Genomic DNA, 18,854 nt, shown 5'->3' on the forward strand with positions numbered 1-18,854 from the left:
TTTATCATCGCGTCACTTCCACTTCATCTCACCGGTATTCACCTTCGCGCTCAGCTCCAGCGAGCTGACATCCGCTAAGGTTGGCCATGCCTGTTTCATCGCCTGAATCACCGCCGCGGAGCCTTTGTGCTGTTGCAGCGCCCGCTCAAAACTTTGCAGATAATCCAGGGTAAAGGTGACCGCCTTATCGCCCGCCGGACGTGCACCCAGATAGTGGCCGGGGATCACCACCTGCGGCTTCAACTGCTGCATTTCTCGCAATACCTGACGCCACTCTGCGCGGCTGGCTGCGGTCTGGGTGTCCGCGGTCCAGACGTGAATGCCGGAATCCACCACTGTGCCACCGAGTATTGCCTTACTGGAGGGAATCCACACGTAGGCTGATTTTTCTGCCGCGTGGCGCAGCTCGATGCGCTCACCATCGACGCTAAACCGCGTCTGGTGGGTAATCTGCGGCACATACAGCTGGTGCGGCGCAGCGCCGTTCATCTGCGGTCCCCAGTACTGCAGCTTGGCATCTTTGGTCGCTTCGATATGTTCCACTACCAGCGGCGAGGCGACAATTTTGGCCTGCGGGAACGCCCGCACCAGCGGCTCAAGACCGAAGTAGAAATCCGGATCGCCCGAGGTGATCACGATGTGGGTCAACTGCTTGCCGCGCGCTTTAATCAGTTCCACCAGCTTCTCGCCATCCTTGGGGCTGAACTGCGCATCAAACAGAATCGCCTCATGCGGACCAGAGACCAGCGTCGACGAGACCGGAAAAATTCCCTGTTCCTGTGGGTTATACACGTCTAACTGCAACGGAGCGGCAAAAGCCGGCGCGGCGGCTAAGGTGACCAGCAGCGCAAGTGATTTCATCTTCATGGCATCTTCCTTTTTACGGCAACGTGCCGTCACTGAAAGACGCTATTGTAAGCAAATCGCCAGCTGGCAGAATTCCCGCAATCAGATATGATCAGTTGCATAAAACGATCAGATGGAGCCTGCATGGACAGAGTGACGGCAGCGCGGGTGTTTAACCGGATTTGTGAGCTGGGAAGCCTGAGCGCGGCGGCGCGCGCGCTGGATATTTCGCGCCCGATGGTCAGTCGCTATCTTGATGAAATGGAGAAGTGGGCAGGCGCACGCCTGCTGCACCGTTCTTCACGGCGGCTGACCATTACGCCGGCGGGTGAGCAGATTTTGCATAAGACACGCGCGCTGGCCCGGCTGGCCGACGAGATTGAACAGCAGGGCGATGAGGGCAAACCGCAGGGCACGTTGCGCGTGGCCTGTGCACATTCAACCGCCACCCACATTCTTGGACCGATGATTCCGGCGTTCCTCGCGCGTTACCCGGCGGTGCGTATTGAGCTGGAGATCAATAATCAGCCGGTCAGCCTGGTGGGTGAGCGCATCGATGTGGCTATTCGCATTACCGACGACCCGGAGCCCGGCGCGATTGCCCGCAGGCTGGGTGAATGTGCCTCGGTAGTCTGCGCTGCGCCGGCCTATTTAACGCAGCAGGGCGAACCGCAGACGCCAGCGGATCTGGCACAACATAATTGCCTGCACTACAGCCGCTTCGCCGGGCAGCGCTGGCAGTTTCACGATGCGCAAGGCGAGGCGGTTTCCGTGGTGGTGAGCGGCAATTTCAGCGCCGGTATTTCATCCGTGTTATGTGATGCCGCTATCGCCGGCTGTGGTGTTGCCATGGTGCCGGCAATGGAGGCACAGGCTGCGCTGGCCAGCGGTCAGTTACGTTGCGTACTGCCCGGCTATCAACCTCGCACCTTAGGCATTTATGGCCTGTATATGTCGCGCGAACGCCAGCCTGCGGTATTACGGGTATTTCTGGATGCGGTGATGCAGCAGTTGCAAAACCTCTGAATCATCACTGTGACAACGTCACTGGTGCCTGTCACGCGCTGTATGTGTTACGTAACACCGTTTCGACCACCAGAACCGTGGCGTGAAGCGACAAATCCACCGCACAACTGCTACTATGCGCCGCGCCGCGGCAGTTGAGCAGCGCGCCGGATTCCACTTTCACTCATTTTTACCTGCTTAACGGCATGGGGTAGCACCGTAATGTTTCACGATTTAGGCATCATTAATCTCTGGACTTTCCTGGCGGGCGCGCTGGTGATCATTCTATTACCCGGACCCAACAGCCTGTATGTGCTGCGCACCGGGATGAGTCGTGGGGCAAAGCCGGCCTGTCAGGCGATAGCCGGGGTGATGGCGGGCGATTTGATTTTGATTTTCCTCGCCTGGGCGGGCGTCGCGACGCTGATCCGTACCAGTCCGCATATTTTTACGGTGGTGCGTTATCTTGGTGCCATGTTCCTGCTGTATCTCGGCGTGAAGATTATCATCGGCGCGCTGCGCAAACGCAGCGGCGATCAACCGGCTGAAGCGGTCAAACAGGAAAACTATTTCCTGCGTGCGCTGCTGCTTGGCGTAACCAATCCCAAGGCGATTCTGTTTTACGTTTCGTTCTTCATTCAGTTTATCGATCCGCGCGTAACCCATACCGCGCCGGCGTTTGCCACCCTGGGTGCGCTAATTCAGGTGATCAGTTTCAGCTACTATTCCCTGTTGCTGGTGGCTGGCGCGGTGATGGTGCGCTATCTGCGCAGCCGCACCCGCCTGGTCAAGCTGGCGAACATGCTGACCGGCATGCTGTTTTTTGGCTTCGCCGTGCGGTTAGTCAGCGCGCAAAGCTAACCCTTCTGACGCACGCCACGGCAGCAACGCCGCCTCCGCCGGCTGCACCCTAAAATGGCAACGCCATGATGCAGCGGTGTGCACAGCTTGTGCGCATTGCCTGCATCCGTATGACCGCCGCATCCATAAGTATTCCATCTTGTATCCCAGACCGTATCCCATCTGGTCCGGCGCATAACGGCCGCGCACACCACACTATTCTGGCACGCAAACTGCACTCCTCCCGGTAGCCAATTAACCCCGGAGAACGATCATGTTTGATGCACTGCTGGATGAAGATGCCACCCAGCTGGCGGCGCGGGTGCGCGACGGCGAGGTTTCCGCGCGCGAGTTAACCCAGGCGACGCTGGATCGCCTGGAACAGCGGGAGCCGCTGATTCAGGCGTTTTGTACCCTGACGCCGGAGCGGGCGCTGGCACAGGCAGAGCAGATCGACCGCCGTCGTGCGCGCGGCGAGCCGCTGGGCGCACTGGCGGGTGTGCCGCTGGCGGTTAAAGATTTGATCTGTACCGCAGGCGTGCGAACCACGTCAGGATCGGCCGCCTACGCCGATTTTATTCCCGAAGAAGATGACATCACCGTTGAGCGCCTGCTGGCGGCGGATGCCATCCTGCTGGGCAAGACCACCGCGCCGGAGTTTGGCTACAGCGGTGTCGGCCATAATCCCCTGTTTCCCTCACCGCGTAATCCCTGGGATGTGAGCAAAACGCCGGGCGGATCGAGCGCGGGCTCCGGCGCGGCGCTGGCGGCGCGGTTGTGTCCGATTGCGCTCGGCAGTGATGGCGGGGGATCGGTACGAATCCCGGCAGCCCATTGCGGTGTCTATGGACTCAAGGCCTCGATGGGGCGGGTGCCGCTGTGGCCGGGCTGCCGCGATGAGCGTTATCCTGGCGTTTCCAGCTGGGAATCCCTTGAACATATCGGTCCGATGACGCGTAGCGTGCGCGACAGCGCGCTGATGATGTCAGTGATGGCCGGTCCGGACATGCGCGATCGGCACTCCATCCCATGCAGCGATGTTGACTGGCTGGCCAGTCTGCATCGGCCACTGCAGGGGTTGCGCATCGCTTTCAGCGCCGACTTTGGCTATATCGCCGTCGATGCGGAAGTGCGCGCCGTGGTCACCGCGGCCGCACGTCGTTTCGCTGCGGCGCTGGGCGCAGAACTGGAGGAGGTGGATCCCGGCATCGCTGACGAAAGCGCCAGCTTTGCTGCGCTGGTGGCGTTCGAAAGCGATCTGAGCGGCATGCGCCAGATGCAGAACCAGCTGGGAACAGCGATGTCACCGCACCTGAGTGCCATGCTGCAGCGCGACTGGCGCGCGGAGCATTTCACCGACGCCAATACCACGCGCAAAAAGCTCTGCAACCAGCTGTGGCGCTTTATGCAGCGCTACGACCTGCTGCTGTCGCCGACGCTGGCGGTGCCGCCGTTTGCGCTGCACATGCAGGGCCCGGAAGTCATTGATGGCCGCATGGTGCGCAGCGATCACTGGCTGTCGTTCTGCTTCCCGTTCAATTTTACCGGTCAGCCTGCCGCCTCGGTGCCTGCCGGCTTCACGGCCAGTGGACTGCCGATCGGTATGCAAATTGTGGGTCGTCATCTGGACGATGGCCTGGTGCTGGCGGCCAGTGCCGCTTTTGAGCGCATCCAACCATGGAATCATCACTATCCTGCTGCTATTGGAGTTCTCCATGAGTAACAAATCTTCCCCTGCGCTGGAGCAGGAGTTCGAGCATGAGCCGGTGCCGCTTAGCCATCGCCACTCGACGGGTTCGGTGTCGGCGGTGTGGTTTGGCTTTCCGATGATCCTCACCAATGCGCTGTTCGGCGGCATTATCACCTGGCATCTCGGCTTCTGGCCGGCACTGCTGGCGATTTTGCTGGGTAACCTGGTGCTGTTTGCCTATGTCGGCGCACTCAGCTGGTTCGCCGGGCATACCGGTATGAACTTCGCGCTGCAGGCGAAGCGGACCTTTGGCACCAAAGGCTATATCCTGGTGTCCGGCTTTCTTTCTACCGTGGTGATAGGCTGGTACGCCTTCCAGACCGGCCTGACCGGGACGGTGATCAACCAGACTTTTGGCTGGAATGCGCTGGCGGTCACCGCGTTTGCCATGGTGCTGTATACCGGCGTCACCTTTCTTGGGGTGCGGGCGCTGTCGGTGCTGGGAATGATTGCCGCTCCGCTGTTTGTGGTGCTGGGGCTGGTTGCGCTGTGGCTGGTGAGCAAGGATCATGATTTCACCACGCTGACCCAGTGGCAGGGCAGTCCGGCAGCCGCTGGCGCCATGAGCATGGGCACGGCGGTCACCATGGTGATTGCCGGCTTTGCGGATTCCGGCACAATGACAGCGGATTTCACCCGCTGGTCGAAGGACGGCAAATCAGCGGTGATCGCCGCGTTTTCCGCGTTCCCGCTGGCGAATGTGATTTCCTATCTGTTTGGTGTGGTGATTGTCGCCGTCGGCGCGGCGGTCGATCCGCTCAGCAACGGCGGTAACTTCCTGCCGCTGCTGATGGGGCACGGCATGCTGCTCTCCGTCATTGCCTTTCTGTTTGTGTTTATCAACCTCGGTTCGGTGTGCACGCACTGCCTGTATAACGGCGCGGTCGGTTTCAGCCATCTGTTCAGCAGCAAAATGCGCCTGTGGACGCTGATCCTCGGGGCCATCGGTGGCGTGCTGGCGCTGGCCGGCGTGTGGTCCTGGTTCCTCGAATGGCTCAGCCTGCTTGGCATGGTGGTGCCGCCGTTTGGCGCAGTGATGATTGTTGATCTGATCTTTATGGCAAAAATCAGCGAACAGCGTCAAACCCGGCGCCTGCGCGGCAGCGCGTTCGCCGCCTGGGCCATCGGCAGCCTGTGTGCGGTGATGGCCCACCTCGAATTCCCGCAGTTTGGTGAAGCGGTTATCGGCCTGGTCACCGCGGCACTGAGCTATACGCTGATTGTGAAATGGAAACCGGAAAGCAGCACGGCGGTAATGGAGAAAAGCAATGCCTGATTATATCGTAGATTCAACCCCCTATCCGTGGCCGTTTGACGGCAACTGCACGGTGCAAAACACCGCGCTGCTGGTGATTGATATGCAAACCGACTTTTGCGGCAAGGGCGGTTATGTTGACACTATGGGTTACGACATCTCCCTGACGCGTGCCCCCATCAAACCGCTGCAGCAGGTGTTAGCGCGCATGCGCGAATCCGGCTTCCCGATCATCCATACCCGTGAAGGCCATCGTCCGGACCTGAGCGATCTGCCGGCTAACAAGCGCTGGCGCTCGCGGCGCATGCAGGCGGAGATTGGTGCACCTGGGCCCTGTGGTCGCATTCTGGTGCGCGGTGAGCCAGGCTGGGAAATCATTCCCGAGCTGGCGCCGCTACCGGATGAAGTGATTATTGATAAACCCGGCAAGGGCTCTTTTTACGCCACCGACCTTGAGCTGATTCTGCACAGTCGCGGTATCCGCAATTTAATCATCAGCGGCATCACCACCGACGTTTGCGTGCATACCACACTGCGCGAAGCCAACGATCGCGGCTTTGAATGTCTGGTGCTGAGCGACTGCTGCGCGGCGACGGAGTTGAAGCATCATGAGGCGGCGCTCAGCATGATTCATATGCAGGGCGGTATTTTTGGCGCAGTGGCGGACTCGGCAACGCTGCTGGCCGCGCTGAACAGCCCGGCAGCGGCGCGGGTGAGCTAATCCGGCAACGGACGCGAACAGCGGGCTGGCCAGGCGTTGAGGTGCCGGGCCAGCCACAACCGCACACCAACCCTGCGCGGGCGTGATAGTGCAGTCTGACCGGCCTCCGCCGGTCATGGCCAACCTCAGCCAACGTTGCCGGCAATCGTCAGATAGTCGGTATACATTTGCGGTGCGCCGGAGAACGAGGCCATGGTGCGCCATTCATCATACATACGCTCGCTCTCCTGATGGTTTTTCACAAACGTCAGCGATTTTTCGGTTGAGACGTCCATCGCCGGATGGAAGCTGTTGAGCGAGTAGAGGCTCTCGATCACCAGCATCACCGCATATTGCTCACTTCGATTACCGCCGGTGCCCTTCAGCATGTGAAACTTCCAGCCAGGATAGTCATCAATGCGCGCGACGTTCTCAATCATAAAGCGATCGAAGTCGGCAGCCGTCACGCCCGCGCGGAGCGCCAGATGATGAAAACCGACCACGCGTGCCACCTTAGGGTGAGCATCGGGCTGAAAGTTCGGGCCGGGCGGCAGTGAACTGTGGCGGTTTTCTGCCAGCAGCGAGAAGGTGGAGAAGAGCGTTGGTAACTCCCCATAGGTGGCAAAGTTTTTCCACTCCTCAAGTAGCGCGCACGCCTCGGGCCGTTGTTGCCAGAAGGCGATGGCCTCAGCCGTGAGTTCGCCAGCCGGTGTGATATAGCGGTCATATTCTGCCTGGCTGGGAGCCTGATACAGCATCAGGTATTGTTCCTGGCGTTCGCCACGCAGGCCTTTTAACAGCGACCATTGCCAGCCCGGATAAGCAGGAATTTGCGTGCCGCGCGCCTTGAGAAAGGCTTCGAAGGTCGCGGCATTAACGCCTTTCTTCAGATTGAGCCCGACATAGTGCAGGCTGAACACCGGTTGCGTTGAGGTTGTCATAGAAACTCCTTGTGAATATGACAGGGCAAAGACGCTACTTCGCTGTCAGAGCGAAACGCGCCGCGAAAGTCACCAGCAGCAACATCACGATGCCGGCGCTGAGCGTGGTGGTCAGGGACGTGAGCTGGGCGCTAAAGCCAATCAGCGCCGGGCCCAGCAGTAGCCCGGAGTAACCGCACAGCGTGACGGCCGGTATGGCGTAATGCGCGGCGACATTGCGCTGGTTACCCGCCGCGTTGAATAAAATCGGCACGATATTGGCCAGACCAATACCCACCAGCACGAAGCCGAGCAGGGCGCTCCACAGCCAGACGGAGAAAATCGCTAATGCCAGCCCCCCGCTGGCGACGAGACCGCCCCAGGTGAGCACGCGGCGACTGCCATAGTGATTAATCAGCCGATCGCCAAACAGGCGCAGCGTAGCGACAGCCGTGGCGTACAGCGTGAAGCTGAAACCGGCCAGCTGCATCGACATGGCGCGTTCACTGTTCATAAACACCGCTGACCAGTCGAGCATGGCGCCTTCGGTGAGGAACAGCAGGAAACACAGCAGGGCAATCAGCACCACGTTACGGTGCGTCAGGGCGCGCAGCGTACCGCGCGTTGGTTTTGCATCCGTGCGACGACGGGGCAACAGGGCGGTATGGCTCATCAGCAGCAGCAATAAAATCAACACACACAGCGGCAGCAGCGCCAGCAGAGGCGCAACCTGCAGCCACAGCAGCAGACTCACCGCGCCGGCGCCAGCAATGCTGCCAAGACTGTAAAAGCCGTGAAAGCCCGACATCTTGCTGGCCCCGGCCTCGCGCTCCACGATCACCGCCTGATAATTCATGCTGACATCCATCAGTCCGTTGATCGCGCCGAAGAGCAACAGCGCGCCCGCCATCGGCAGCGGTGAGTTCAGCAGCATCAGCAGCGGCAGATCCAGGGCCAGTCCGGCACCGCACAGCAGCAGCAGCGTGCGACAGCCAAAATGGGCAATCAGCGCGCCGGTAAAGGGCATAACTGACATGGAGCCTGCGGCGATACAGAACAGCAGCAGCCCCAGCATGCCGTCATTGATCGCCAGTTGCGCTTTGGCGAAGGGAATAAGCGGCGCCCAGGCGGCCATGCCCAGTCCGGCGATAAAAAATAGCGTGCGCGTCGCGCGCTGCTGGCGCAGGTTAAGCAGATTACTGTTCATCATCACATCCCGGTGTAGTACGGCGTTTAATCGCCTGGCCTTCTCCATGGTCGGGCTACAGGTACACTGCAGCCTGTGCAGAGGCCCATAAAAACGTAATTAATATTTAACAGTAACAAGACTTGTCCTGGAAATGACGTAGCGTGTTCAGGTGGCTGTATTCAGTATATTTTATTTATTGCATCCACGGAAGGCACTTTAAAAAAGCGCGATGTGGGAGGGAAACGGTAATGACAAATAAAGTCAACGATGACAATCTTATTATAATTCACTGTAATATATAGATATTAGCCAGAGAAAATACAAGCATCTCGCGCACTGTGTAGCGGTACAACTTATTGCGCGATAAATCGCACCGCTATCCATCAGGTTGAATTACCTGCACGTTGCTTAACTGAGCAGCAGCGTTAATGTCATTAGCTGGCAATCAAGAATATAAATATAGTTAATGATTGCTCAGTGCATTTAACAACCTGCAATCGTCAGCGCCAGGTCTCTTCACTTACTCATCCAGCTGTAAATAGCAGACACGCAGGCGGTGCCCGTCCGGGTCCAGCGCGGTAAATGTGTAGCCAAAGTCCATGCGCACCGGCGATTGAATAATGGTGATTTCACGCAGCACGCCCCATTCGTGATAAAGAAAATCGACATCGTCTTTGCGCGCGGTTTTAAACACAATTTCGCTACGCGCTGCACTGGCGGGCAGGGAGAGCGCGGGTTCAACGGTATACTGCGACCAGATACCCAGTTTAAAGCCGCTCTCAAACACAAACATGGCAAAAGTCGGGCTGAGTTCTGCGGGTTTGATGTCGAACAGCGCGGCATAAAAGTCAGCACTTTTCACGACGTTGGGCACATAAATAATGGTCATGTTAGCGGTAAGCATGGTGATCTCCTTGTGTGTTTACCGCTGCATAGTAGGGGGAGGCTGTGACAGATTTTGTCAGGAGTCGATGGGTTAACTGATAATTTTCAGATCGGCTTTACGGTGCTTTTTCTGTTCCTGATAGAAATTTTCATGGGGTCCGATATCCAGCAGATACAGTTCCAGTTTATTTTCCACCCAGCTATAGCCCAACAGCGTCAGGCGGTTATTCAGCTGAAATTTGTGCACGCGTAAAAAGTTTAAGTCACCTCTTTTAAGCTCACCGATCTCAGGCGCATCAACAATCCTGTCGATCTCATCCTCGACGATGGCACGCTGTGTATCGGGCAATTTATCGAGCGTTTTTTCAAAGCGGCGTGTTTGATAAACCTCGATGCTATTTTGTGGTTTTGGATCGGGGTGTTCGGCGGACATACGGCGAAACCTTCTGATTATCGACTTCAGCCTGGGCGATCAATACTTCAGCGATGAAGCTATACGGTAAGTCCGGATTATCCTCAGCAATCCGACCGATTTTCGCCCAATGCTCAATCTGCTTTGGAATGCTGCGGCTGGCGGCTTCAGCGTGAATTTTTACGTCGCTCACGAAGTCATCGTCTAAACGAATACTTGTGGCCATGAATATTACCTCGCGGATGAAAGCGGTGATGGACTGACTGTTGTAATGTTGAGTTGCGATTACTGCTGCACGCGGCCAAGTATGCGACATTTTGTCGCTTATAGCAACGTTATGTCGCTACCGCGTCGCGCTGTCCACCGGGTGACGTAAATGGTGATAATCCCGCCAGCGTTTCAGCAACTGATGACGCGTGCCGGGATAGAGTTCGCTGGTGACGCTGATCGCTTCAATGCGATCGACGCGGAAATTGCGGAACTCCTGGCGCAGTTCGCACCAGCCGCACAGCAGGCGCACGCGTTCAAAGTAGCCAATCACCACCGGCCAGATGGTGCGCGTGGAGAGGTTATCCTGCAGATCTTTGTAGCGCAGGTTGATCTTGCTGCGCTGATGGATTGCCTGGCGAATCTGCGGCAGATGGGTTTCGAACAACGCTTCGCCCTGGGAGGCTATCAGCAGCGACTGGTGATCGATACTCTGCGTAAGATGCGGCGGAATCACAGCCTGGACTTTAGCCAGCGCATGGCGCGCGGCGGACTTAAGCTCATCGTCGGTGTGTCGGGTGACCCAGTTAAGCCCGAGCACCAGCGCATCAATCTCCTGCCGGGAAAACATCAGCGGCGGCAAATGGCCGTCGGATTTCAGTAAATAACCAACGCCCGCGCTGCCCTCAATCTCTACGCCCTGCTGCTGCAAACTAAGAATGTCACGATAGACGGTGCGCACACTGATGTGCAACTGTTCGGCGATACGCTGCGCGGTCAGCGGATAGCGATGACAGCGCAGCAATTGCAGCAGTTCGGGAAGCCGCTGAGTTTTAGACATGATACGCCAGCCTTAAGCGAAGAACGCGCGCCGGCAGGATTCAGGCGCGCAACAGTTGGCTTAATGTAGCCAAATCCGCCGTGCTTTGCAGCTCACTGATAGCCAGTAACTGCTGCTGGCGCGCCGGCACTTCATGGCGCAGCGCCTGACGCAGTTTGGCCGCCACATCTACGCCATCCGCCAGCGACTGCTGCCGCGTGCGGCGCTGCTGTAGCTGACGACCCTCTTTCAGCGTCAGCGTGACGAGATGAAAACGCCGCGCCGGGTTGAGCGCATCGGGCGGCGCGGACGCATCCGGCGTGCGACGCACTTTGGCCGCCAGCGGCATCACCGCCGGATTAAGCGCACCTTCGGCAAAATCTTCCAGCCGCAAATCGTCATACATCAGCATGGCGGCAATCACGTATTCCAGGCTAAAGCGTGCTTCGATGCCGTTAGCCGGCACGCGAACTGCCGCCGCGATATCGCCACCCGGCGGGAAGGCGACCGTGATGTCATCAATATTTTCCAGCAGCGAGTCCAGCGAGTGACCTTCCGCCAGCCAGGCGCGGCGCAGCAGACGTGCCGCTTCGGCAGCGCTGTGAGTCCCGGCGCAGGTGGGGAAGGGTTTGAACTCCAGCCCGGGGGTACTGATGCGCCACGGCACGCCCCAGTTTTCCACCAGCCGTTGCGGCTGCGCCTCGCCGTTACTGCTGGCGGCGAGAAACGCGTCGATCACGCCTTCATGCCGGCCATCGAATTTCGCCAGCGTCAGCTGCGCCGCCATCACTGCACGCTCTGCCGCCAGTCCGGCGTGCAGCGGCTTCACCGCCGAACCAAACTGAGCGCGCAGTCCGCTGGCCTGGGTCGCCGCGATGCCGATCAGCGTGGCGCAGTCGGTTGCATTAAGCTGCAGCAGACGTGCCAGCGCGGCCGCCGCCGCCAGCGTGCCCAGCGTGGCCGTGTTGTGATAACCCAGCGCGTAGTGCTGCTGGCTGGCGGCCAGTCCCAGCCGGCCAGCCACTTCCACGCCGATGACATAAGCATCAAGGAACGCTTCGGCAGTGGCGGGCTGCTGCTGCTGCCAGGCAAATAGCGCAGGCAGAATCGCCACGCTGGGATGGCCGCGAAAATCGGCATGGAAATCATCGTAATCCAGCGCATGGCCGGCATAGCCCAGCAGTAACGCCTGTGAGCGTACGCTGCCGTCGCCATAAACCTGATGCAGCGCCGGTAAGCCGCTGTCCGGGACCTGCTGCTGTAACACCGGCCAGCTCACAGCCAGAAAATCCTGCACGCCAGTGCGCGCGGCATCACGTGCCGCCGCATCCGGCTGGCTTTGCAGGATGCGCTCAGCCAGCGCGTGGCTCAGGTTCATGCCCGCTCCAGACTGCGCAGCGCCGCCACGGCGAGCTGCGCGAGGTAGCGTGAGGTGGGCAGTAACACCGCATCATTGATACGAAAAGCCGGATGGTGCAGCGCATAAGGTTCGCCAGTACCGATCATCACAAAGGCGCCGGGCAGCTGCTGCTGATAAAAAGCAAAATCTTCGCCGATCGGGCTGGCTTCCACCACGCGCGCCTCAAGTCCGCTGGCGGTGGCCTGTTGCAGAGCAAAATCCGCCCAGTGCGCATCATTCACCACCGCAGGCGGACCGGCGTGCCAGTTAAACTCAACCTCTGCGGCAAAAGCCGCACCGAGGCCGAGCACGATTTCGCGGAAGCGCTGCTCCAGTCGCTCACGCGTGGACTGAGAGAAGGTGCGCACCGTGCCTTCCAGCCAGGCGCTGTCCGGAATGACGTTCCAGGTGCTGCCGCTGTGCAGCTGGGTGATCGACACCACCGCGTTGTCAGCGGAGGGAGCGTTACGGCTAATTAGCGTTTGCGCCGCGGAGACAATCTGCGCCGCGATAACGATCGGATCGTTGCCCTGATGCGGTTTGGCAGCATGGCTGCCGGTGCCGGTGATGCGGATATCGAAGCGATCTACCGCCGCGGTCAGCGCGCCGGCTTTGCTGCCCACCACGCCAGGCGGCAGCGACGGATCGTTATGAATGCCGAAAATCGCCACCGCCTCCTGCAGCGCGCCGGTAGCGATGACATCCGGCGCGCCCTGGCCGGTCTCTTCGGCGGCCTGGAACAGAATCCGCACGCGGCCGGGCAGCGTTGCCTCCTGCTGCTTAAGCAGAATCGCCGCGCCAAGTGCAGCGGAAGCGTGAAAATCGTGGCCGCAGGCGTGCATCACGCCGGGACGCTCCGAGCGAAAAGCAACGTCCGACTGCTCTTCAATCGGCAACGCATCAATATCCGAACGCAGCACAATCAGCGGTCCCTGTGCCGGGCCGACTTCCGCCACCAGACCGGTTTTCAGTGGCAAATCAACGATGCGAATCTGGTGCTGTTCCAGCTGCTGGCGCAGGCGGGCGGTGGTTTCAAACTCCTGATTAGAGAGTTCCGGAAAACGGTGCAGTTCGTGGCGAAAGGCGATCAGCTGCTCGCCCAGCGCTGTTTCATTCAGTTGGCTCATGCCTGGCTTCCTTGTGATGCCGCCTGGCGCGTCAGCCAGGCATCGTGCGCGGTTTCATCCAGCACTTTTTTCATATATTGCGTGATGTGGCCTTTGCCGAGATCAGTGGTGTGCATGAGCACAAATCCGCGCTTGCGATACATCTCAATCAGCCACGGATGGCTGATGGCGGTACCGAGCGAAACTGCCGGTGAGCGTAACTGGCCGCGTAAAATTTCCTGCTCCAGCCGATCCTGAACCTGGCGGCCAAACTGCTGCCCCGCATAGTCCGGGTGAGCACCAAACCAGCCGATGTGCGGCAGGCCGAACGGACCCGGCAACGGGCCCCATGGATAACGCACGGTGACCGAGGAGACCATCACGCCCTGGGCATACAGCGCGTACACGCCGTGGCTTTGCAGATGCCGCAGCGTTTTCTCGCGGTCAGCAGTGGCCGCATCAAATTTGATCCCCAGCGCCAGCGTGGGCGCATAGGCGGCATGCATCAGCGCCTGATAAGTGTCCACTTCGTCTTCTGTGACCTGACGAAACTCAAGTGTCATAGCTATCCCCGGAAAACCGCCCGGCGGGCGATAAAGAAAGAAGGCTCAGAGTAGCAGTAAAGCGCTGACGGGCTATATGTGAAATCCGGATAAGCTAATGCAAATTTGTGAAAATGAAATGGCGGCTTTTTCATTGCACAAATCGCCATTTACCGTAGTATGCATAAAATACATAGCGCTATAACTATTTCGCATTAATCCTCTGAAATATAACAATTTTGTTATGGCGTTTTTCCTAATCAGGGTGACAACGTGTTAGCGATTAAATCTCCGCGTGCCTACGCACACGAACCGGGACTGCGTGCGCGCACCGGCGAATTCATTAAACCTTATGCTACGCATATCCGTATTTTCACCTCTCCACGCGCCTGGCAGGCGGTTAATCCGCAATTAACGCAAAGTCTGGAAACCTGTGGTATTCGCTGGGAAATCGAGTATTTACACGGCGAATGCACCGACGCGGCCATTGATACGCTGAAAAGCAATCTGCAACAGCAGCAGGCTGAACTACTGCTGGCAATTGGCGGCGGGCGCGTACTGGATGCGGCTAAAGCGGTCGGCAGTCAGTTACCGGAAATCACCGTCGTCAATTTCGCCACCGTCGCGGCGACCTGTGCCGCCTGGTCGCCGGTGGCGATTATTTATGACGCGCAGGGCGGCCACGTGCGCAGCCAGCCGCTGGGCAAAATGCCTGAACTGGTACTGGTAGACAGCGAAGTGATTGCGCAAAGTGATGTGCGTTACCTCAAAGCGGGCATTGTTGACGCGCTGGCTAAATACTACGAGTTCTCTCCTTATCTGCGGCACAACCCCCACGATCTCGCCCTCGATCTTAAAGTGATGACCGCGCAGCGCGCGCTGGATGTCTATCGCCAGCACGGTGCCGCTGCCGTGCTGGCCAACCAGCAACAGCAGGTGACGGCGGAACTGGTGAAGGTGATCGATGCCAGTATTGTGCTGGCCGGCCTGGCCAACAGCGTGCGTGATGTGCTGCCAACGCCAGGCTTTGCCCATGCGATTCATAACCGTCTGACCCATCAGCCGGAGCTGCACCACTGGCTGCACGGTGAAAAAGTCGGTTACAGCCTGCTGGTGCAGTCGCTGATTGAGCACGATGGTGAGCCGGACGCCGCGCTGCTGGCGCTGCTGCGACAGTATGATATGCCGCTGACCTTAGCGCCGCTGCACGGCGATCGTCGCGCAGCCATCAGAAGCATTGCTGAACAGATCAAATTCCCGGCGGCCAGCGCCGAACGTCTGCCGTTCCGCATCAGCGCGGATGCCTTAGAGCAGGCGCTGCTGGCGACCGAGAACGCCTTTTAATTGTTATTGACCCTTTTATTGACCAGGAAAAAATATGGCTACTTCATCTTCACGCCGCATCCGTTTAGGGCTGTTTGTGCAACCGGTAGGACAGCACGTGAGCGGCTGGCGGCTGACGGAAAATCTGGGCGATCCGACGGATATTGACTGGCTGATCACCATCGCGAAAAAAGCCGAAGCCGGTAAGTTTGATCTGTTCTTCGTGGGTGATGCACTGGCGACCAGCATGTATCGTCTGCCTTCCACCATGGCGCGTCTGGAGCCGTTAACGCTGCTGTCGGCGCTGGCGGTCAACACCAAACGCATTGGCCTGGCGGCGACCGCCTCGACCACCTTCAGCGACCCGTTCACCATGGCGCGCAGCTTCTCGTCGCTGGACCACATTAGCCGCGGCCGCGCCGCCTGGAACGTGGTGACGTCGTTCTCTACCGATGTGGCGCGTAACTTCAGCCGCAGCGATATGCCTAATCATGCGGAGCGCTACGCGCGCGCCCGTGAATTCCTTGATGTCACCTATAAGCTGTGGGACGGCTGGCAGGCGGGGGCGGTGCAGCCCAACAAAGAGACCGGTCAGTACTTCATTGATGACAAAATTCAGCCGATTAACCACGTCGGCGAGCACTTCCAGGTGCAGGGCCCGCTGAACATTACCCGCTCACCTCAGGGGCGTCCGGTGATTATCGAAGCCGGTTCTTCCAGCGATGGGCAGAAGCTGGCGGCAGAGACCGCCGAGGTGATTTTCACCGCCTCGGCCAGCCTGGAAGAAGCACAGAGCTTCTACCGTTCGCAGAAAGATCAGGTGATTGCCGCCGGACGCAATCCGGATCACGTGGTGATCATGCCTGGCGTGATGCCGATTGTTGGCCGCACGCGCGAAGAGGCCAAAGCGCTGTGGAAAGAGCTCAACACGCTGGTTGATATCGACAACGGTTTGCGTCAGCTCTCGCTGCGCTTCAATATGGATCTGAGCCAGTATCCGCTCGACGGTCCGGTGCCGGAAGTGCCGCTGGGTGAAGGCAACCAGAGCCGCGTGAAACTGATGACCGACATGGCGAAACGTGAAAATCTGACGCTGCGCGAACTGGCCGCGGTAGCCGCCGGATCGCGTGGTCACCGGGTTATCGTCGGTACCGCACAGGATATTGCCGATGACTTTGAGCTGTGGCTCAACGAGGGCGGCGCCGATGGTTTCAACATCATGCCGGCGATCATGTCCGAGCAGCTGGATTTGTTTGTGGAGCTGGTGATTCCGGAACTGCGCCGTCGCGGTCTGTTCCGCGAAGAGTACGAGTTCGCCACGCTGCGTGAAAACCTTGGCCTGCCGGTAGTGTGAGAGACAGGAGCGAAACATGATCACCCTATCGAAGCGCGTACAGTCTGTGTCGCTCTCGGCTAACGCGGCGGCACGTCAGCTGACGCGCCAGCTAAAAGAGCAGGGCGTGGATATTCTTGACCTCACCACCGGTGAGCCGGATTTTGATACGCCCGCGCACATCCGTGCCGCCGCCAGCGCCGCGATGGATGGCGGTGAAACCCGTTATACGCCGACCAATGGCACCACCGCGCTGCGTAAAGCGGTGCAGGCCAAACTGGCGCGCGAGAATCAGCTGCAGTACGCGCTGGGTCAAATCTGTATCGCCAACGGCGCAAAGCAAATCATCTTCAACGCGTTTGCCGCGACGCTAAACGACGGCGATGAGGTGATTGTGCCCACGCCATACTGGCCAACTTTTCCGGACAGTGTGCGTTTCAACGGTGGCGAGGCGGTGCTGCTGCCTTGTCCGCTTGAGCAGCAGTACAAGCTGCAGCCGGCGCAACTGGCGCAGGCGATCACTGATAAAACCCGCTGGCTGGTGCTGAACAATCCCGGCAATCCCTCTGGCATGGTGTACAGCGCACAGGAGTTGCAGGCCCTGGCGACGGTGCTGCGCGATCATCCCAATGTGCTGATTATGCTGGATGAGCTGTATGAACATATCCTGTTTGACGATCGTCAGCACGTTAGCCTGCTGCAGGTGGCGCCGGAGCTGGCTGAACGCATTTTGCTGGTGGGAGGCGTGTCGAAAACCTATGCCATGACCGGCTGGCGCATTGGTTTTGCTGCCGGGCCGCAGCCGCTGATTGATGCCATGGTAGTGGTGCAGTCGCAGAACAGTTCTGGTGCCAGCGCCATCAGCCAGGCGGCGGCGGTTGCGGCCTTTAACGGTGGGCTCGATTTTCTGCCCCCGCAGCGCGCCGCGTATCAGGCGCGACGCGATGTCATTGTGCAGCAGTTGCAGCAGGTGGCCGGCATTGAAGTGCTGCAACCTCAGGGCGCATTTTTTGTCTTTTGTCGCTGTGCTGGTCTGCTGGGCAAAACCCGGCCTGACGGCGCCGTACTGCATGACGAACAGGATGTGCAGAATTATCTGCTGGAGAGCGGTGTGTCCGGCGTGGCGGGCAGTGCTTACGGCCTGTCGCCGTATTTCCGTTTATCGATCGCCACGGATATCGATAGCGTTGAGGAGGCGGGTAAACGCATTGCGCGCGCCTGTGCAGCGTTAATCTGACGGGCGGGTGTGGGAAGGCGTAATAGCCTGATCACCTCGCGGTACTCTTCATGAAAAGATTGCCTGAAAGGATTGCCTGAAAGGATTGCATGAAAGCATTTAGGGTGCCGCGATACAGGGGCGGTGATGCGGCAATTAGCCGGTTCCGCCCCGATTTCCGGCGACTGGATTAAATCAGAAAATCATCCAGCGAACCGCCAGCGTCAATCGCTGACTTTATCGGCGAGGGAGTACGACCCTGACCGGTCCAGAATTTCTCATTACCCTGTTCGTCGGTAAATTTATACTTCGCCGGACGCGGTGCACGTTTTGCTTTGCTCTTCGTTTCACCCTGGTTTAATTGCGCCAGTTCATTAATTGTAATGCCGTCTTTGCGCAGCATCTCTTTATATAACGCCAGCTTCTCTTCTTTTTCGCGCTGTGCAGCACTCTCTGCAGCCGTCTCTTCGCGGCGTTCGGCGACCACCACGGCAAACTTCTCCAGCATTTCGTTTAATACCGCAACCTCAATATTACGTGCTTCAGCACGCAGCGTACGAAGATTGTTCAATGCCTTGAGTGCATCGCTCATGTATAAACCCTTATTACTGATATCACTGATTTGAAAGCGTGCATTCTACGGCAATTTTATTCAAATGAAAATATTCACCCGCCGACAGATTTGTCCGGAAATATGCCCCGACCTGTACAGTTTTTGATTGGGCGTAAAGATTTTTGTCTCTTCATTGATTACGCATAAACATGTTAGCGGCTGATTTAATATTGCCAGCCACCTGCGTTAAGCCGTTCATTTAACATCACAGCATCTCACACAATATACGTCACGGCGATTTACAGCTTAATAAATGGCGTCATGTAAACAACGCAGCGATTGCTGCAGGGATTAAAAGCGTTACTGGTCAACCTTAGCGCAGAAAAGGAAATTTTATAAACACCTTTCCCGTCGGCAGCGTAATTATAAATCAATGGCGGTGACCGGGTACGAAGCTGGTACATGCGTGGTGTTCAGATGCCAGATCAGGATGCAGGGACAGCCGTTCAGGCGGGGAGGCCGTAGGTCACGCACCGGTTGACTCAGATTAAGG

19 protein-coding genes are annotated in these 18,854 nt (G+C 58.3%); 8 read left to right on the top strand and 11 right to left on the bottom strand.

Annotated elements, in window-relative coordinates; genetic code table 11:
• Positions 1-12: 12 nt before the first annotated feature.
• A complete protein-coding gene (locus tag F3J36_RS08550) occupies positions 13-867 on the bottom strand; it encodes a Vmh family MBL fold metallo-hydrolase (protein ID WP_166719449.1) in 855 nt (284 codons plus the stop codon).
• Between the two features lie 123 nt (positions 868-990).
• On the opposite strand from F3J36_RS08550, the gene F3J36_RS08555 reads away from it, so the two are divergent.
• The 5 genes from F3J36_RS08555 to F3J36_RS08575 all read left to right on the top strand — a co-directional run bounded on the left by F3J36_RS08555 (position 991) and on the right by F3J36_RS08575 (position 6,417).
• Positions 991-1,872 carry a LysR family transcriptional regulator gene (locus F3J36_RS08555; protein ID WP_166719450.1) on the top strand — a complete coding sequence of 294 codons (882 nt, stop codon included), beginning with the start codon at positions 991-993 and terminating at the stop codon, positions 1,870-1,872.
• A gap of 201 nt (positions 1,873-2,073) precedes the next feature.
• The gene (leuE, locus tag F3J36_RS08560; RefSeq protein ID WP_166719451.1) at positions 2,074-2,712 is read left to right on the top strand and encodes a leucine efflux protein LeuE; all 639 of its coding nucleotides are present in this window, start codon (positions 2,074-2,076) and stop codon (positions 2,710-2,712) included.
• A 253-nt stretch (positions 2,713-2,965) separates the two neighbouring features.
• A complete protein-coding gene (locus F3J36_RS08565; RefSeq protein WP_059012488.1) occupies positions 2,966-4,414 on the top strand; it encodes an amidase in 1,449 nt (482 codons plus the stop codon).
• Positions 4,407-5,717, top strand: a complete 1,311-nt coding sequence (locus F3J36_RS08570) for a cytosine permease (protein ID WP_021509019.1) — start codon at positions 4,407-4,409, stop codon at positions 5,715-5,717. Before F3J36_RS08565 ends, F3J36_RS08570 begins: the two co-directional genes overlap by 8 nt.
• A complete protein-coding gene (locus F3J36_RS08575) occupies positions 5,710-6,417 on the top strand; it encodes a cysteine hydrolase family protein (RefSeq protein ID WP_021509020.1) in 708 nt (235 codons plus the stop codon). Before F3J36_RS08570 ends, F3J36_RS08575 begins: the two co-directional genes overlap by 8 nt.
• Positions 6,418-6,542: 125 nt before the next feature.
• Here F3J36_RS08575 and F3J36_RS08580 read toward each other — a convergent pair whose 3' ends face one another.
• The 9 genes from F3J36_RS08580 to F3J36_RS08620 form a co-directional block, all read right to left on the bottom strand.
• Positions 6,543-7,337, bottom strand: coding sequence for a hypothetical protein (locus F3J36_RS08580; RefSeq protein WP_166719452.1), 795 nt, complete (start codon positions 7,335-7,337; stop codon positions 6,543-6,545).
• A gap of 34 nt (positions 7,338-7,371) precedes the next feature.
• Complete coding sequence (locus F3J36_RS08585; RefSeq protein ID WP_166719453.1) at positions 7,372-8,526, bottom strand: MFS transporter; 1,155 nt, start codon at positions 8,524-8,526, stop codon at positions 7,372-7,374.
• Between the two features lie 499 nt (positions 8,527-9,025).
• A complete protein-coding gene (locus tag F3J36_RS08590; protein WP_058759086.1) occupies positions 9,026-9,409 on the bottom strand; it encodes a VOC family protein in 384 nt (127 codons plus the stop codon).
• A gap of 72 nt (positions 9,410-9,481) precedes the next feature.
• Complete coding sequence (locus F3J36_RS08595) at positions 9,482-9,823, bottom strand: type II toxin-antitoxin system RelE/ParE family toxin (RefSeq protein WP_021313439.1); 342 nt, start codon at positions 9,821-9,823, stop codon at positions 9,482-9,484.
• Positions 9,786-10,028, bottom strand: a complete 243-nt coding sequence (locus tag F3J36_RS08600; protein WP_071813632.1) for a ParD-like family protein — start codon at positions 10,026-10,028, stop codon at positions 9,786-9,788. The genes F3J36_RS08595 and F3J36_RS08600 overlap by 38 nt, the downstream gene beginning before the upstream one ends.
• Before the next feature lie 117 nt (positions 10,029-10,145).
• Positions 10,146-10,850, bottom strand: a complete 705-nt coding sequence (locus tag F3J36_RS08605) for a YafY family protein (protein ID WP_166719454.1) — start codon at positions 10,848-10,850, stop codon at positions 10,146-10,148.
• Positions 10,851-10,890: 40 nt separating this feature from the next.
• Entirely contained in the window at positions 10,891-12,207 is a 1,317-nt protein-coding gene (locus F3J36_RS08610) for an MmgE/PrpD family protein (protein WP_166719455.1), read from the bottom strand.
• Positions 12,204-13,355 carry an amidohydrolase gene (locus F3J36_RS08615; protein ID WP_141495917.1) on the bottom strand — a complete coding sequence of 384 codons (1,152 nt, stop codon included), beginning with the start codon at positions 13,353-13,355 and terminating at the stop codon, positions 12,204-12,206. The genes F3J36_RS08610 and F3J36_RS08615 overlap by 4 nt, the downstream gene beginning before the upstream one ends.
• Positions 13,352-13,897 (bottom strand): GNAT family N-acetyltransferase, encoded by a 546-nt coding sequence (locus F3J36_RS08620; RefSeq protein WP_088517326.1) that lies wholly within the window; start codon positions 13,895-13,897, stop codon positions 13,352-13,354. The genes F3J36_RS08615 and F3J36_RS08620 overlap by 4 nt, the downstream gene beginning before the upstream one ends.
• 252 nt (positions 13,898-14,149) lie before the next feature.
• Here F3J36_RS08620 and F3J36_RS08625 point away from each other — a divergent pair, with 252 nt between their 5' ends.
• Genes F3J36_RS08625 through F3J36_RS08635 form a run of 3 tightly spaced genes read left to right on the top strand, consistent with a single transcriptional unit; the run spans position 14,150 to position 17,769 of the window.
• The gene (locus tag F3J36_RS08625) at positions 14,150-15,220 is read left to right on the top strand and encodes an iron-containing alcohol dehydrogenase family protein (RefSeq protein WP_166719456.1); all 1,071 of its coding nucleotides are present in this window, start codon (positions 14,150-14,152) and stop codon (positions 15,218-15,220) included.
• A gap of 34 nt (positions 15,221-15,254) precedes the next feature.
• Positions 15,255-16,553, top strand: a complete 1,299-nt coding sequence (locus F3J36_RS08630) for an LLM class flavin-dependent oxidoreductase (RefSeq protein ID WP_058770255.1) — start codon at positions 15,255-15,257, stop codon at positions 16,551-16,553.
• A 16-nt stretch (positions 16,554-16,569) separates the two neighbouring features.
• Positions 16,570-17,769, top strand: coding sequence for an aminotransferase class I/II-fold pyridoxal phosphate-dependent enzyme (locus F3J36_RS08635; RefSeq protein WP_166719457.1), 1,200 nt, complete (start codon positions 16,570-16,572; stop codon positions 17,767-17,769).
• 169 nt (positions 17,770-17,938) lie between these two features.
• Here the strand turns inward: F3J36_RS08635 and F3J36_RS08640 are convergent, their stop codons facing one another.
• On the bottom strand, positions 17,939-18,340 hold the full coding sequence (locus F3J36_RS08640) for an H-NS family nucleoid-associated regulatory protein (protein ID WP_021509031.1): 402 nt from the start codon (positions 18,338-18,340) through the stop codon (positions 17,939-17,941).
• Between the last annotated feature and the right edge of the window lie 514 nt (positions 18,341-18,854).

The sequence above is a fragment of the Pantoea sp. Cy-640 genome, from assembly GCF_011752635.1.
GTDB classification, from domain to species: Bacteria; Pseudomonadota; Gammaproteobacteria; order Enterobacterales; family Enterobacteriaceae; genus Pantoea; species Pantoea dispersa.

Excerpts from the sequence above, each read along its gene's own strand:
- F3J36_RS08550 (WP_166719449.1), bottom strand. The coding sequence starts at position 867 with ATGAAGATGAAATCACTTGCGCTGCTGGTCACCTTAGCCGCCGCGCCG.
- F3J36_RS08595 (WP_021313439.1), bottom strand. The coding sequence starts at position 9,823 with ATGTCCGCCGAACACCCCGATCCAAAACCACAAAATAGCATCGAGGTT.
- leuE (WP_166719451.1), top strand. The coding sequence starts at position 2,074 with ATGTTTCACGATTTAGGCATCATTAATCTCTGGACTTTCCTGGCGGGC.
- F3J36_RS08575 (WP_021509020.1), top strand. The coding sequence starts at position 5,710 with ATGCCTGATTATATCGTAGATTCAACCCCCTATCCGTGGCCGTTTGAC.
- F3J36_RS08640 (WP_021509031.1), bottom strand. The coding sequence starts at position 18,340 with ATGAGCGATGCACTCAAGGCATTGAACAATCTTCGTACGCTGCGTGCT.
- F3J36_RS08590 (WP_058759086.1), bottom strand. The coding sequence starts at position 9,409 with ATGCTTACCGCTAACATGACCATTATTTATGTGCCCAACGTCGTGAAA.
- F3J36_RS08580 (WP_166719452.1), bottom strand. The coding sequence starts at position 7,337 with ATGACAACCTCAACGCAACCGGTGTTCAGCCTGCACTATGTCGGGCTC.
- F3J36_RS08635 (WP_166719457.1), top strand. The coding sequence starts at position 16,570 with ATGATCACCCTATCGAAGCGCGTACAGTCTGTGTCGCTCTCGGCTAAC.
- F3J36_RS08610 (WP_166719455.1), bottom strand. The coding sequence starts at position 12,207 with ATGAACCTGAGCCACGCGCTGGCTGAGCGCATCCTGCAAAGCCAGCCG.
- F3J36_RS08555 (WP_166719450.1), top strand. The coding sequence starts at position 991 with ATGGACAGAGTGACGGCAGCGCGGGTGTTTAACCGGATTTGTGAGCTG.
- F3J36_RS08570 (WP_021509019.1), top strand. The coding sequence starts at position 4,407 with ATGAGTAACAAATCTTCCCCTGCGCTGGAGCAGGAGTTCGAGCATGAG.
- F3J36_RS08600 (WP_071813632.1), bottom strand. The coding sequence starts at position 10,028 with ATGGCCACAAGTATTCGTTTAGACGATGACTTCGTGAGCGACGTAAAA.
- F3J36_RS08630 (WP_058770255.1), top strand. The coding sequence starts at position 15,255 with ATGGCTACTTCATCTTCACGCCGCATCCGTTTAGGGCTGTTTGTGCAA.
- F3J36_RS08620 (WP_088517326.1), bottom strand. The coding sequence starts at position 13,897 with ATGACACTTGAGTTTCGTCAGGTCACAGAAGACGAAGTGGACACTTAT.
- F3J36_RS08615 (WP_141495917.1), bottom strand. The coding sequence starts at position 13,355 with ATGAGCCAACTGAATGAAACAGCGCTGGGCGAGCAGCTGATCGCCTTT.
- F3J36_RS08605 (WP_166719454.1), bottom strand. The coding sequence starts at position 10,850 with ATGTCTAAAACTCAGCGGCTTCCCGAACTGCTGCAATTGCTGCGCTGT.
- F3J36_RS08585 (WP_166719453.1), bottom strand. The coding sequence starts at position 8,526 with ATGATGAACAGTAATCTGCTTAACCTGCGCCAGCAGCGCGCGACGCGC.
- F3J36_RS08565 (WP_059012488.1), top strand. The coding sequence starts at position 2,966 with ATGTTTGATGCACTGCTGGATGAAGATGCCACCCAGCTGGCGGCGCGG.